Below are 13,341 nucleotides of genomic sequence, written 5' to 3' on the forward strand. Positions count from 1 at the left end.
TAACAATTGCAAATGGCAGCACCTTATTACATATTTACTTATACATCCGAACACATTCTTCAACTAAGTCCCAGAACTTATCTAGATCCAGTGCAATGCCGACCTTAGTATTTGGCTCTTCTTTCATCACATGGTGCATGTCACAAACAGTCCGACCATAACAAGGTCCACGGTCGATATCAACATCGACGTAAACGGACTCTGTCTTGAAAATATCTGGCTCAATCAAGTAGCCGATGGTAGTGGCATCATGAACAGGACCAGCCTTCAAACCAAATGCCTCAAACTGTGTCTTCAACGTAAAGTTCATCATGTCGCTAAACAACTTACCGGCAGTATTGCCCACATCTTCCATTCGTTTGATGATGTCAGGCGTGCAAATCGTTTGTTCGGTTAAGTCTAGTCCCATCATGGTAATTGGCACCCCAGCGCCAAAGACAACCTTGGCTGCTTCTGGATCAGCAAAAATATTGAATTCAGCAGATGGCGTAAAGTTTCCAGTCCCATATGCACCACCCATCAGAACGATTTCCTGAATCTTTGGGATAATGCGTGGTTCACGACGCATGGCAACGGCAATGTTAGTCAGTGGTGCGGTTGGGACTAACGTGATGTCGCCATCACTAGCCATCAAGGTATCAATAATAAAATCAACTGCGTTCTGCTTCTCGGCTTCCCGATGTAGTGGGCCAAACGTTGGACCATCCAAACCTGTTTCACCATGAATGTTGCCAGCGACCACCTGTTGACGAACCATTGGCTGTGGCATCCCCGCATATATTTTTGTGTCAATGTCCAATAACTGCGCGACATTTAACCCATTACGAACGGTTTTAGCCAATGTCTGGTTACCCGCAACAATCGTCACACCCAACAAGTCAATTGCTGGATGTGCAGCTGCCATGAATAATGCGATCGCATCATCGTGTCCTGGGTCACAATCAAGAATAATTTTACGTCCTGCCATTTTTACTTCCTCCTCGAATTTCAGCGGTACTCGGGTGCCCCCGAGCTTCGGCATCACTCTGCTACAATTTGTATTATATGTAAGCGGTTGCTATTATAAGTATGAGAAATCTCATAGTTGAGGTGAAAACATGCAGGAAATCGATAACCAGGATGTTATTAACAATTTCATCGTCACTTCAGGGTACGATGAACAATTTTCGTTTGATCCACAACAAGACACCAAGCTTTTCCACATTGCGTCGAATGATTTCATTGTCAAAACCGGCGCTCCGTTAACATACTTATTTTATTTGGTTAAAGGAAAAGCGAAACTATATGACGTGTTGGCAAACGGCAAGGTTTCACTAATCGATTTCTTTACACCACCCTGTTTTATTGGTGAAATGGAACTTATCGAACAGCGACCAGAAACGGCTTTCAGCATGCAGGCCATCACCGACTGCTGGTGTCTAGCCCTGCCTATCCGCCAATTGCAGGAAAGGCTACTTGATGATCCAGTTTTTCTGCGTCAAATTTGTCTTTACTTCGTTCATAAAAATTACCGAACCGTTAAAACTGCCGGCAACAACGCGGCCTTTCCCGTTGCTCAACGTTTGGCATCATTTATTTTATTAACCGCTCACGATGGTCTCTACAGCGAGAAACACGTTCAAGTGGCTGAATATTTAGGTATCTCCTACCGTCACTTACTCTACGTGCTTGCCCAATTCGTGAAAAATGGCTACCTTGTCAAACAGCAACATCATTATAAAATCGCTAATTTAGATGCCTTAACAAGGCTTGCCCACGACGTAAACGAAAGTACCAACTAGCCGAAAAACAGCTAGTTGGTACTTTCTGATGTTTATAGGTTAGTAATCTACTGTGTGAGGGATGATCCGTCAATGCAACTTTAGTCGTTAGTCAATTTATCCTTCAAATCGGAGACGCCTTCTTTGACCTTTCCCTTGCCTTCGTCCACATTGCCGCTCACTTTGTCACCAGTATCGCCAGTGATGGCACCTTTGACTTGCTTAGCCTTGCCTTCTGCTTGATCAGTTAAGGCATCAAAACGTGACTTAATGTCCTCCATCTGATCCTTATCCTGAAAGATCATGTAAGCCAGAGCAATGTTAGCTGCAACACTAAAACCGAGTAACAAATTCTTCATCTAATCGCTCCTTAAAGGTTGTCTGAAGTATCCTACTATTATTAGCTTAGCTAAACCTGCTATTGCATTCAAAAAATATGCCTGTCGACACTGCTTTCCTTGAAGTAGAAGTGTGACAGGCATTTTTACCATTCTAATCAGATTCAACAGCGCTAACTAGTTACTTTTTCTTATCCGTTTTCGTCTGGTCGCGCCACTCTTCAGCTGTCAATAAATCTTTAACGTGCAACTTAATTGATGTCACCGTGTAACCGGTCATCGACCGAACAGCAGCAGTAATCTTACGCGTGATTTTATCGAAAATATCGTTGGCATCCTTACCATATTCAAGTGTGCCGTCTAACTCTAATTCGACTGTCTTTTTATCTTCATCAATATCAGCTGAAACGCCTTGTTCAGGTTTATTAACGCCCATCTGGTTTGAAATATTGTCGAATAGGCCACCCTTTAATTCCAAGACGCCATCGACTTCTTGCGCAGTCTTGCCTGCAATTTTTTCTAACACATCGTTATCAAAAACAAGTTCCTTTTTCGTCATCGCTTCAGCCATCTTTATAACCTCCGTTAGTTGCACGTGATGTCATAGGTGATGTTCAAACTGCTTATTCAACTTCTTTTGTTTCTGTTGAATGTGATGAATTTGGTTTACCTTTTGTTTGATCCTGCCATTCCCGTTTGCTCATCACATCATTGATGTGTAGATTCAACTCTACAACATCCAAGCCGGTAAAACTTTGAATGTCACGAACAACGCGCTGAGTAACCTGTTCAAATAATTGGCGGATATCTTTGCCATACTCAACGGTGGCGTGCATATCTAAAGCCACTTGTTTTTGGCCAACCTCTGCATCTATTCCTTGTGTTGGATCCGCTTGGTTTCGAAAGCGATCAGTAATGCCGCTAAGCATGCCACCATCTAGTGACAAGACACCATCAACATTTCGTGCGGCCAATCCGGCAATCTTTTCAATAACGCCATCGTCGTAACTTAATGTGTGCTTTAACTGTGATTGTGCAGCTTGTTTAGTGTTTTCCATTATCGATTCCCTCCATAACAAAACAGACCTAACTTAACTAGACAAAAATTGATTGATGCGACGCTTGATTGTTTGTCGATCAACTACTCGACTGTACTTACCAATTAATGTACCAACTAAAGCCAGTACCGCAACCAAAATCATGCTCCAAAAGCCGGCCAGTACCCACGCCAGACCAAGCACCAGCCCGACGATTGTGCCAAACATCGGACGACTCATGAAACCACCTCCTTTCGCTAAACCACCCGTGCCTTCTGGTCAGGATTGCGAAATGCTTCAATTGTCACCTGACGTTTACGCAACTTAAATTGCAAACTGTCTTTAAGATACTTATTGACCACTGTCAACACTGCTTCGCCCAAATCATCATATCTGGGCGTGTCTTGTGCTAAAGCGGTGCCATGCACTTTAACGTCTGCCCGCCGCTGTTTGGCGTGTGCACGAATATTTACCTCAAGATGGCCTACGTCGACGGCGTCTTCAATTCGAAGTTTCAAATCCTGCTCAATTGCATTGACAGGTAGTTGCACAACGCCACGAGAGCCATGGAACTCGATCATACCAACTGTTCGTGGCTTAAATAAACCAATCAACAGAATAATTAACCCGACCAACGCAATAAAGCCACCAGCCACAATCAACCCAATCATGGCTAATTTTGTGTTGCGATTCATGATGCTAACAAGCCAGTCGGAGACATAGCCGATGTTTGTATTCATGGCCACTAACAGACATCCAATCACTAGCGTCAAGGAACCCGTCAGCCCAACTAACCATTTTGTTGGCGCCCTCATTGCCTAACCTCCTTTCCTTTTATTGTGTACATATTATCCAATCCATAAGTGACCTTTCAAAAAATATGTCTGTCGCTAAAAAAGTAGTGAATCATAAGGAATTACCTCACAATTCACTACTAATCGTTCTAATTATTAAAATCGGTCAACCTTCGTTCAAAAATAACCGTTTCATCATTTTGCATGATTCTTTTGAAACTTAGCTTTTTTAATAACCTTCTCGAGGCTTGGTTATTTGGATCAACATCTGCCTTTATCACCCTGACGTGCTGCTGTGACAAAAACTCGATCAATGCCTTAGCGCCTTCAAATGCATACCCATGTCGTGCAAATAGCGGATTGATCGTATAGCCTAACCACATTGTGTGACCTTCCCGTTGCAGATAAAAATCACCCAATAACTGATCCGTTTCAGGTTGTACAAATGCAAATTGTTTTCCCTGCGTGAGTGTTGGATTTGATAATAGTGCATCTACGGCCTCCGCCTTACTCAGCCCTTTAAATCCCTGATACTGCATCCAGTCAAGATTGTTATGATAGCTCAAAAAGGCATCGACTTCACGCGCCGAAAAGGGACGAATTATCCCCCTCGTAGTAACTATTGATAAATTACAAATACTTTCTTCATTCATCTGTGTTCCCCATCAATTGTGACAATGTACAGTTACCATAGTTATACGGCCAGATTTGGCCTCGCTTCGCTGTTTTCACGTATCTAAATGGATCCTCATAATGAGCCAATTGTGAGTCATCCTTATCGGTGGTACTTTAAGGTTAACTTCATCTACAAAAGGAAGTCCCATTATGCCCTATCAAAAAATTGACATCCACAGTCATTACCTGACTCCTGGCTATACCAGATTCTGCCAAGAACAATTCGGTGGATTAGCTGGTGACGTAGCCGAGCCCAATTGGCAGGTTGAAAATACGCTAGCGCTCATGAAACTTGAGAACATCGACTACTCTGTCCTATCCGTTTCCATGCCACATATTTCATACAATCAGGATGCGCGTGCCACCACAAAGCTGGCGACTGAGATCAACGCCTTTGGCTGCCAACTGCATCAAGAGCACCTGAACCAACTAGGCTATTTTGCCACCGTTCCCTTGCCGTTTGTAAACGAGAGTATCGCGATCATCAAAAACGCACTGTTTTATCAGCAGGCCCTTGGTGTCGTATTACCCACCTCAGCACAAGGCATCTACCTTGGTGATCCCCATTTTGATGCTGTTATGCAGTTGTTGGATGATACCAGTGCAATCGTATTGATTCATCCAAATGACCCACCGAAGACACCTTATCACGTTGATGAAAAATTTCCGCACCCAATTTATGATTTCTTCGCTGAAACAACGCGCACCTTCTTGAATTTAGTGCAAAATCGAATTTTCATTCGGTATCCCAATATCAAATTTATCATTCCACACGGTGGTGCTGCTCTTTCTGTCCTAGCACCACGGACACTGGGCGCTAAGATGTTAAACCACCGTTTGCAAACGGATGAGGTTGACGTGACCGCCGCTATGAAACATGTTTATTTTGATATTGCTGGCCGCGTTCTACCTAGCCTACTGCCAGCGCTACTACAGATTGTAAAACCAGACCAACTCTTGTATGCTTCCGATTATCCATACACACCCAAACCTGTTGTCCTCGGACTTAACAGCGCTTTGGCCCACACGCACTGGTTAACAGACACTCAGCGCCAGCAACTCTACTTTCAGAATGCGCTTAAGTTGTTTGATTTAGTTTAAAAGATTTTATTCATTGAGAAATTAAATGACTGGCTAGATTTTTTCTAGCCAGCCATTTTTATCATTATTTATTACTTTGCAAATTTCTGCGCAATTGATGAGGCTGCTGGGTTCGTTTGAGACTGATTGACAGCTTGCTGCAAACTAAATGAACCCGTTGACTGATTAACCCAATCAGCGCCACTCACTGCAGACGGCATCGTATACATTTTAACTGTATCACCAGTTATGGTATAGCCTACGTTGGAGACACCGTTATTGGTGTTAAGCACGTGAACTTGCCCATCATCACCAGGCGTTATGTTGCCCCACTTAGGATCTGCGTTAACAATGGATAACTGGCTCATGTCTGCCACATTACGATCCTGACCGCTTGCCAATAGGATGGCCGCTGCCGTTTGAGCAGTTGATGATTGCTGTGGCACCTGTGAACTAGCAGTGGCTGCGGCTTGTTGAGTGGCCTGCGAGTTACTGTTGGCTGAAGATTGTTGCGCTACAGAAGACTGACCAGTTGTTGCACTTGCAGTCTTGGTCGCCACAGATTGTGTAACCGGTGTCGAGCCCTTCGTGGATTCACTAACGCTTGACGACTGAATTGTGGGAGCCAATGAGCTGGCAGTCGTTGTTGTACCGGTTGATGGCTGTGAGCTAACAGTGCTGCTTGAAGCAGTATTGACCGTTTGAGTCGATGGCTGCGCATTTTCTACCGAGCTGTCCGCAACAGTCTTAACACTGCTATTCACTTCTGTAGTATCGTTTGAGGCACTCGCCTTCTGACGAGACTGACTCGCATTACCTTTGACGACTTTTTGTGACGTAGTATGTACACTACCGCTCGACGCATTTGTCTTTGCCGTTGCTGACGCTGAGCAGCCAGCCAACACAACAACCGTTAATAAACCAACCGATGCAATTTTAAAGCCTTTCATTGTCATGTCATTGACCTCCCAAATTCATGCGCTTTCTACAATTCAAATGTTACACTAGCGTTACTTAGGTTACAATATCATTTCACAATTTCATTCTTTCTTAAACACTTATATGCGTTTTTTTCAAACAACATGACAAATTTAAATTTTCATTCCGTAAAGTACGCAAACAAACGGTAAAAGTCTTAAAATAATCTCGAAGGGAGTGTTCTACATAATGAAATCTACTGTATTTGTAAAAGCAGGCAAAGTTGAAGTTAAAGACGTTGAAAAACCAACAGTTCAGGCATCAGACGATGTCATTATCCGAGTTGTTCGGACTTGTGTTTGCGGATCCGATTTATGGGCTTACCGTGGTTTAGAAGACAAGGCTGCCAATTCAGAAAACACCGGCCATGAGGCAATCGGTGTCGTTGAAGAGGTTGGTAGTGCGATTACCACCGTTGTCCCTGGTGACTTTGTTATCGCGCCATTCACTCACGGATGCGGTCACTGTGCCGCTTGTCGTGCCGGTTTTGATGGTGACTGCCAAGACCACGATGACAATTTCAGTTCTGGTGTCCAGGCCGAGTACATTCGATTTGCACATGGCGAATGGGCATTGGTTAAAATTCCTGGTAAACCAGAAGATTACAGCGAAGCCATGTTGGATTCACTGTTAACGCTTGCTGATGTTATGGCAACTGGTTATCACGCTGCTCGAGTCGCTAATGTCCATGCTGGTAGTACCGTCGTTGTCGTTGGTGATGGTGCCATTGGTTTGTGTGGTGTCATTGCTGCTAGAATGCGCGGTGCCAAACGGATCATTGCGATGAGCCGTCATGAAGACCGTCAAAAATTAGCTACTGAATTCGGCGCCACTGATATTGTTGCAAAACGTGGTGACGACGCTGTTAAGAAAGTCATGGAACTCACTAACAATGATGGTGCAGATGCGGTGCTCGAATGTGTCGGCACTGAATTATCCAACGAAACTGCAACCCAAGTTGCTCGTCCAGGTGCCATCGTTGGTCGTGTTGGTTTGCCACATGAACCAAAAATGGACATGGCACCTTCCTTCTACAACAACATCTCAATCGCAGGTGGTCCTGCTTCGGTTACGACCTACGACAAGAGTGTCTTGCTAAAGGCTGTGCTGGATGGTGATATTCACCCAGGCAAAGTCTTCACTAAGTCATTCAAACTGGATGACATCGATGATGCCTACAAAGCGATGGCTAACCGTGAGGCTATCAAGTCACTGGTTGTTACTGACTAGTAATCGCAATTTATGATAAAAATAATCTCGTGTACAACGACTATTACTGCCGTTTGGCACGAGATTTTTGTGTTTGTTAGCTAATTTGCTCAGTAATATGCCGTTACGCTGACTGAAAACGCCGTTCCATGGGACCGGGTTCAACCCGCTAAAAAACGCGGTTTTCACACCTTGATTATGAGCCGAAAATCGCGTCTCATAAGTCATCCAGAAACACTAAGCGGCCCAGTTCCTGCCGCCAAGTGTTGCCGACACGGAACTATGTTTTTCAGCCAGCTCCACTCATACCACAAATTAGTGAACTGTTTACAACCAATGTTTTGATGAAGACTGATATCTGCCTAAAATTGGCTACTATATGAGCTGAAGGGCTCAACATCGATACCGAGCCGTGATCGTAACCGTTAATTTGATGGCTTATCCGAATTTAGGTTACGGACGGTCGCATAGACTCGACGGGGGTTACGAGGCTTTGCGGCGAGGTGAAAGACCGTGAGCTTCGGACTTGAACCGGTCCCACGGCGAGCGTGTCAATGTTGACAACCGTAGGCGTCTTCCATCGCCGCTTAAATCAACGGCAACTCCCGATCTAGAATCCGAAATGCTTCGGCAATGTTTGAATAGTTGAAAATATGATTAAAGTACTGCGTGCCAGCAATCATCGCAGATAACTGGCTACGCTTCGCATTATGCAAAATAATCACTGGTTTATACAAGCGCTCTGCAGACGCTAGTTCATAGCCAACGCCCAAACTTGGATTGGAGGTTTCCGCAACTACCAGATCACATTCTGCCAGCCAACTCATATCACGATTGCGAATATAATCATCATCTAATTGGTTCTGCCCTGCAACGGACAGGCTGTAATCACCAATGTGCTCTGTCAGCACGTGATTATTTAAATTTAGATGATCAATTAACTGGCGGTAAACCTCAACATCATCCCGTCCACCACGAATCGATGCAGCAAAATAAATTTTCATTTTCTAGTTCTCCTAATCGCCAATTCAATCATCAAACCCGTCAGTCTTTACAAATATCAGACATTTTAAACATTTCATTATAAAGCCGATCCATTTCGTCAGCCGAACTGTGCAGTTGAAAATCCTTTTGCCATGCCATAAAACTAAAAATATTATTCACAAGTGTATAGGCAATCAAAGGTTTGGGAATGGTACGGTTAAACTGTATGGACTTAAACAAATTCATATAATAATTATAAAAGAATTGTCGATAAACGCCGTAAAACTTCAAATCAGTTTGTTGCTTAGTGATAATTTCACCAAGTGGCTCAGTAATTACCATTGGAGATGTCGTAAAGGGTTTCGTTAACAATGCTCTCGCCGAAATTGTATGACTATCAACCGTTAAACTGTTCAGCATGTCATATAGTAAATCGTCTTTATTTTGATAATGTTTATAGAAAGTCGCACGGTTAATCAGACTTTCGTCGCACAACCCTTTGATTGTCACACTCGTAAATGAACGATGCCTTAACATGTTCATCATTGCATTTACCAAAGCCCTCTTCGTTTTTCGAACCCGCAGGTCCTGCTCGTTCATAATTTTATCTCCTCATTTAGCCATACATATTTATAAATATGCCTGCTTAACTATACAATTCATGTTCATTGGTGAGCAATTATTCTGACCACCATGCTAATATTAAACCAGCAACAAATAAGTTTAAACGGAGGCTAAAAAATGAGGAAACGTTTAGCAAATAAAGTCGCTATTGTAACCGGAGCAGGTTCAGGAATGGGCAAGGCAATTTCAATCGCTTTTGCCAATGAAGGCGCCAAAGTTCTGGTGGCAGACCGCCAATCGGAAACATTAAATCAAACAAAAGACGAAATCATTTCGAATGATAATATTGCCGAAAGTATTGTCACTGATATGACAAATCCAACTGATGTCAAAAAAATGATTCAAGCTGCTGTCGATAAGTTTGGCAAGTTAGATATTCTTGTTAATAATGCAGGTATCATGGATAACTTTAAAACCGTTGAAACTACCACTGACACCCTTTGGAACCAAGTATTAGCAGTTAATCTTACAGGTCCATTTCAAGCATGCCGCGAGGCTATCACAGTTATGAAAGACCAACCTGATGGCGGCGTAATTATAAATAATGCATCTATCGGCGGATTATTTGGAGCTCGTGGTGGTGCCGCTTACACGGCCTCTAAGCACGGTTTAATTGGCGTTACCGAAAATATTGCCGCTACCTATGGCACGTTTGGCAACATTCGCGCTAATGCCATTGCTCCCGGTGGTGTGGCAACAAATATCGGTAGTTCACTCACAGATCCAGATCCACTTGGCGGTCGGGCAATTGCTGCAAGCGGTGCGAATGAGGCACCAATGGGGCAACCTGAACAAATTGCCAACGTTGCGCTATTTTTAGCTAGTGATGAATCTTCATTTGTTAACGGTGACGTTGTTAAGGCAGATGGTGGCTGGACCGCTAGATAAACAATTGGGTAGGCACAATAATCTAAATAAAGGGATGTGACTTTGAGAAAAATAGTCACATCCCTTTATTTTAAATTTTTTTAGTTTGCAAGTTTACCAAGCAACTGGTCCCTCAGTGTTAGAAAATGTTGCATTGTCTTTATTGTTCCAATCAGTTGCTAATTCAATTGTACGGGCTACACCATGGGTAATCGGTTGGGCGCCCATAGCCTTGGCCTGTTCTGGCGTTGCGCCGCCAAACTCAGTGGCAACCATTCCTGGATCAATAGCGTTTACCGTAATGTTCAATTGGTCGCGTTGCATTTCTTTTGCCAATTGAACCGTGAACATGTTCGCTGCCGCCTTAGCAGATTGATAACCAACAGCAACCGCCTTGTACACGCCAGAAGCAGGATTTAGTGCTTCACTCTTAGATCCCATCATACTGGAAACGTTGATGATTTTTGCTTGTTGCGCCTGCTTTAACAGTGGCAACATTTTCTGAGTCACATCAATCATTCCAAAATAGTTGATATCAAAGTCTCTTTTCAACAACTCTGTTGAAACATCGGATGGATTTTGTCCAAAGTCAAATACGGCACCAGCATTGTTGATAAGTTCCGATAAATAGCCAAACTTATCGGTCAGCTGTTTGGCAGCCTGAGTAACTGAATCCGGATTTGTTACATCAAGTTCAACGACATCCACAGAATATCCTTCCGTTGCCAACTGATCAGCCGCCTGCTGACCTTTGACTAAATTACGTGAACCTAAGATAACGTGCTGACCTTTTGCGGCTAATTCACGAACAATTTCAAGCCCCATGCCACGGTTACCACCAGTTACCAAAGTTAATATCTCGTTATTTGTCTGTGTCATTTTAAAGTCCTCCAGAATTTATAAACAGCAATTATTTTCTTATCAGTTCGTTTCATAACTGAACAATTGTTATCCTACTCCGCTGGTGTTAGACTAGCGCAAGACATTTAGCAAACTTTTTTAGGAGAAATTTTATGCAATCAATTCGAGACGTAGCCGACCAGTTCAATATCACGTACGATACCCTTCGCTTTTATGAAAAACAGGGATTACTCAAAAACATTCAACGTAATGCAAACGGCCAACGCGAATACTCAGATCATGATGTTGACGAACTTGATAAAATCGTTCACCTGCGACAGTTAGGCGCGACTATCGAAGAAATTAAGCATTTGCACACACTGTTAAATTCCGCTAATCAAGCCACTGACGCCTATGATGAAGGAATTACATTGCTTAAGCGCCTTAAGACCGACACAGATGCTAAAATTGCTCAGCTTCAGCAACAACAAGTTTACCTCGACCATAAAGTGACCCGCTTCGAACATGAACGTGCAATGTTAACATCGGCGAAAAAATCAGTTTCTACACATTAAAACCCACAGTGACAAAGTTTGCGTCAATAACCCTGATGACAAACTTTGCTGCTGTGGTTTTTTACTCAATGATAAAGCTAGTTCAGCGATACTGCCGGCATTTCCATGATCACTTTGCCTTTAGCATGTCCCGACATGGCGTAATTGATTGCCCCAATCGCGTCGTCGAAATTGAATTTACGATCAATGATTGGTTTAAGAGCGGCCGTTTCAACAAGTTTCGTTAAACTGGTAACCTGATCGCCGTTGGCATCCATAAAAAGGAAATGATAGTTCACGTGTCTTTGTGCAGCCAACTTAGTGATTTTGTGCGCAGCCAGACCAAACAACCGCGCTTTAAACCAGCCCAATTGCTGTGCGTTGGCAAACTTAGCATCTGGCATGCCTGCCAATGAAACAACCGTCCCACTAGGTTTGACAATTTGAAACGCTTTTACCAAGTCATCCCCACCCTGCGTATCCAACACGGCATCGTAGTCGTGCAGCACATCCGAAAAATCAGTGGCATGATAATCGATAATCTCATCCGCACCAAGCCGTTTGACCAGATCGTAACCCTTCTTGCTGGCAGTGGTGGCCACATAAGCGCCCATCTGTTTCGCCATTTGAATAGCAATCGTGCCGACACCGCCAGCACCAGCTAGAATCAATATTTTTTGACCTGCTGTTAGCTTCATCCGCTCACGTAATGCCTCGTATGCAGTCAACCCGACCAATGGCAGTGCAGCGGCTTCACTAATTGATACTGACTGCGGTTTAACTGCAACATCCGCCTCATCAACCGTCATAAAGTTGGCGAACGAGCCAGGACGATCATTTCGCGTTCTGCCGTATACATTGTCGCCCACATTAAATTTCGTCACGTCACTGCCAACCTGCACAACAGTGCCCGCGAAATCGTAGCCCATCACAAACGGAAAGCCTGGCTTCTTCTTCATAACAATATTGACGTTACCCTTGCGAACACGGTTATCTACCGGGTTATAACTGGCAGCTCGAACATTAACCAATAAATCGTGAACACCTATCGTTGGTATTGTTGTCTCCGTCAGCTCTGGTGCAGCCCCCTTTTTAGCAACCAAAACTGCTTGCATCTTCTTAGCCATGTGTTTCCTCCTGTAATTTTTCAATTATCTTGATTAAATTCGTTAATTTAGAAAAGTTGGAGCGAATATCAACTGAATAAAAATTCATCGTGCCATCTTTACGTTGATTAATCAGCCCAGCATCTCGCAATACCTTGAGATGATGTGAAACGGCGGGACGCGACAAGTTAACAGCTTTCGTAATTTCACCAACCCTCAATCCTGTCTCACAAGTTGTGCCAATCAATGCCATGATGATTTGCTGGCGGGATTCATCTCCCAGCGCAACAAACATCGTCTGGCACTCGGCAAAATTTTGACGGGCAATCGATAAATGTTCTGTTGAAATTTGATTTGCCATATTAACCTCCGCTTTGTTGAATGGTTTAAACAAATGAACCAATTGAATGAACGTAGTGTATCCTGTTTTGATATTCGCGACAACATTGAGAAAGAAAATCGAGACGAATGAAATCTGTTAAACTATGAATAAAT

At 43.4% G+C, this 13,341-nt stretch carries 18 protein-coding genes; 5 read left to right on the plus strand and 13 right to left on the minus strand.

The window, feature by feature from the left end; all coding sequences use genetic code 11:
- Positions 1 to 34: 34 nt before the first annotated feature.
- Positions 35 to 967, minus strand: a complete 933-nt coding sequence (gene rihB, locus GB993_RS08885) for a ribosylpyrimidine nucleosidase (protein ID WP_161003997.1) — start codon at positions 965 to 967, stop codon at positions 35 to 37.
- Between the two features lie 130 nt (positions 968 to 1,097).
- Between rihB and yeiL the strand changes: the two genes are divergently transcribed.
- Positions 1,098 to 1,781: a transcriptional regulator YeiL gene (gene yeiL / locus GB993_RS08890; RefSeq protein ID WP_161003998.1), complete on the plus strand. Its 684-nt coding sequence runs from the start codon at positions 1,098 to 1,100 to the stop codon at positions 1,779 to 1,781.
- An 80-nt stretch (positions 1,782 to 1,861) separates the two neighbouring features.
- On the opposite strand, the gene GB993_RS08895 is transcribed toward yeiL, so the two are convergent.
- The 6 genes from GB993_RS08895 to GB993_RS08920 all read right to left on the minus strand — a co-directional run bounded on the left by GB993_RS08895 (position 1,862) and on the right by GB993_RS08920 (position 4,582).
- Positions 1,862 to 2,119 carry a CsbD family protein gene (locus GB993_RS08895; RefSeq protein ID WP_161003999.1) on the minus strand — a complete coding sequence of 86 codons (258 nt, stop codon included), beginning with the start codon at positions 2,117 to 2,119 and terminating at the stop codon, positions 1,862 to 1,864.
- 160 nt (positions 2,120 to 2,279) lie between these two features.
- Positions 2,280 to 2,669 (minus strand): Asp23/Gls24 family envelope stress response protein, encoded by a 390-nt coding sequence (locus tag GB993_RS08900; protein ID WP_017260379.1) that lies wholly within the window; start codon positions 2,667 to 2,669, stop codon positions 2,280 to 2,282.
- A gap of 52 nt (positions 2,670 to 2,721) precedes the next feature.
- Positions 2,722 to 3,156 (minus strand): Asp23/Gls24 family envelope stress response protein, encoded by a 435-nt coding sequence (locus GB993_RS08905; protein WP_017260380.1) that lies wholly within the window; start codon positions 3,154 to 3,156, stop codon positions 2,722 to 2,724.
- A 33-nt stretch (positions 3,157 to 3,189) separates the two neighbouring features.
- Positions 3,190 to 3,375: a DUF2273 domain-containing protein gene (locus GB993_RS08910; protein ID WP_017260381.1), complete on the minus strand. Its 186-nt coding sequence runs from the start codon at positions 3,373 to 3,375 to the stop codon at positions 3,190 to 3,192.
- A 17-nt stretch (positions 3,376 to 3,392) separates the two neighbouring features.
- Positions 3,393 to 3,950, minus strand: coding sequence for an alkaline shock response membrane anchor protein AmaP (gene amaP / locus GB993_RS08915; RefSeq protein WP_161004000.1), 558 nt, complete (start codon positions 3,948 to 3,950; stop codon positions 3,393 to 3,395).
- A gap of 128 nt (positions 3,951 to 4,078) precedes the next feature.
- Positions 4,079 to 4,582, minus strand: a complete 504-nt coding sequence (locus GB993_RS08920; RefSeq protein ID WP_161004001.1) for a GNAT family N-acetyltransferase — start codon at positions 4,580 to 4,582, stop codon at positions 4,079 to 4,081.
- Between the two features lie 172 nt (positions 4,583 to 4,754).
- On the opposite strand from GB993_RS08920, the gene GB993_RS08925 reads away from it, so the two are divergent.
- The gene (locus GB993_RS08925) at positions 4,755 to 5,705 is read left to right on the plus strand and encodes an amidohydrolase family protein (RefSeq protein ID WP_161004002.1); all 951 of its coding nucleotides are present in this window, start codon (positions 4,755 to 4,757) and stop codon (positions 5,703 to 5,705) included.
- Between the two features lie 71 nt (positions 5,706 to 5,776).
- On the opposite strand, the gene GB993_RS08930 is transcribed toward GB993_RS08925, so the two are convergent.
- On the minus strand, positions 5,777 to 6,640 hold the full coding sequence (locus GB993_RS08930; RefSeq protein WP_161004003.1) for a hypothetical protein: 864 nt from the start codon (positions 6,638 to 6,640) through the stop codon (positions 5,777 to 5,779).
- A gap of 211 nt (positions 6,641 to 6,851) precedes the next feature.
- On the opposite strand from GB993_RS08930, the gene GB993_RS08935 reads away from it, so the two are divergent.
- Positions 6,852 to 7,892, plus strand: coding sequence for a zinc-dependent alcohol dehydrogenase family protein (locus GB993_RS08935; RefSeq protein WP_161004004.1), 1,041 nt, complete (start codon positions 6,852 to 6,854; stop codon positions 7,890 to 7,892).
- Between the two features lie 566 nt (positions 7,893 to 8,458).
- On the opposite strand, the gene GB993_RS08940 is transcribed toward GB993_RS08935, so the two are convergent.
- Both GB993_RS08940 and GB993_RS08945 read right to left on the minus strand, forming a co-directional pair.
- Entirely contained in the window at positions 8,459 to 8,875 is a 417-nt protein-coding gene (locus GB993_RS08940) for a nucleoside 2-deoxyribosyltransferase (RefSeq protein ID WP_161004005.1), read from the minus strand.
- Between the two features lie 40 nt (positions 8,876 to 8,915).
- Positions 8,916 to 9,455: a TetR/AcrR family transcriptional regulator gene (locus GB993_RS08945; RefSeq protein ID WP_161004006.1), complete on the minus strand. Its 540-nt coding sequence runs from the start codon at positions 9,453 to 9,455 to the stop codon at positions 8,916 to 8,918.
- Between the two features lie 141 nt (positions 9,456 to 9,596).
- Here GB993_RS08945 and GB993_RS08950 point away from each other — a divergent pair, with 141 nt between their 5' ends.
- On the plus strand, positions 9,597 to 10,367 hold the full coding sequence (locus tag GB993_RS08950) for an SDR family oxidoreductase (protein WP_161004007.1): 771 nt from the start codon (positions 9,597 to 9,599) through the stop codon (positions 10,365 to 10,367).
- Positions 10,368 to 10,460: 93 nt separating this feature from the next.
- Here the strand turns inward: GB993_RS08950 and GB993_RS08955 are convergent, their stop codons facing one another.
- Positions 10,461 to 11,225, minus strand: coding sequence for an SDR family NAD(P)-dependent oxidoreductase (locus GB993_RS08955; RefSeq protein WP_161004008.1), 765 nt, complete (start codon positions 11,223 to 11,225; stop codon positions 10,461 to 10,463).
- A 134-nt stretch (positions 11,226 to 11,359) separates the two neighbouring features.
- Here GB993_RS08955 and GB993_RS08960 point away from each other — a divergent pair, with 134 nt between their 5' ends.
- Positions 11,360 to 11,761: a MerR family transcriptional regulator gene (locus tag GB993_RS08960; protein WP_161004009.1), complete on the plus strand. Its 402-nt coding sequence runs from the start codon at positions 11,360 to 11,362 to the stop codon at positions 11,759 to 11,761.
- Positions 11,762 to 11,838: 77 nt separating this feature from the next.
- Here GB993_RS08960 and GB993_RS08965 read toward each other — a convergent pair whose 3' ends face one another.
- Together GB993_RS08965 and GB993_RS08970 are read right to left on the minus strand one after the other, a co-directional pair.
- The gene (locus GB993_RS08965; protein WP_161004010.1) at positions 11,839 to 12,867 is read right to left on the minus strand and encodes an NADP-dependent oxidoreductase; all 1,029 of its coding nucleotides are present in this window, start codon (positions 12,865 to 12,867) and stop codon (positions 11,839 to 11,841) included.
- Entirely contained in the window at positions 12,860 to 13,207 is a 348-nt protein-coding gene (locus GB993_RS08970; protein ID WP_161004011.1) for an ArsR/SmtB family transcription factor, read from the minus strand. Before GB993_RS08970 ends, GB993_RS08965 begins: the two co-directional genes overlap by 8 nt.
- Positions 13,208 to 13,341 lie beyond the last annotated feature (134 nt).

It is taken from the genome of Furfurilactobacillus milii (genome assembly GCF_009864005.1).
Classification (GTDB): Bacteria; Bacillota; Bacilli; order Lactobacillales; family Lactobacillaceae; genus Furfurilactobacillus; species Furfurilactobacillus rossiae_B.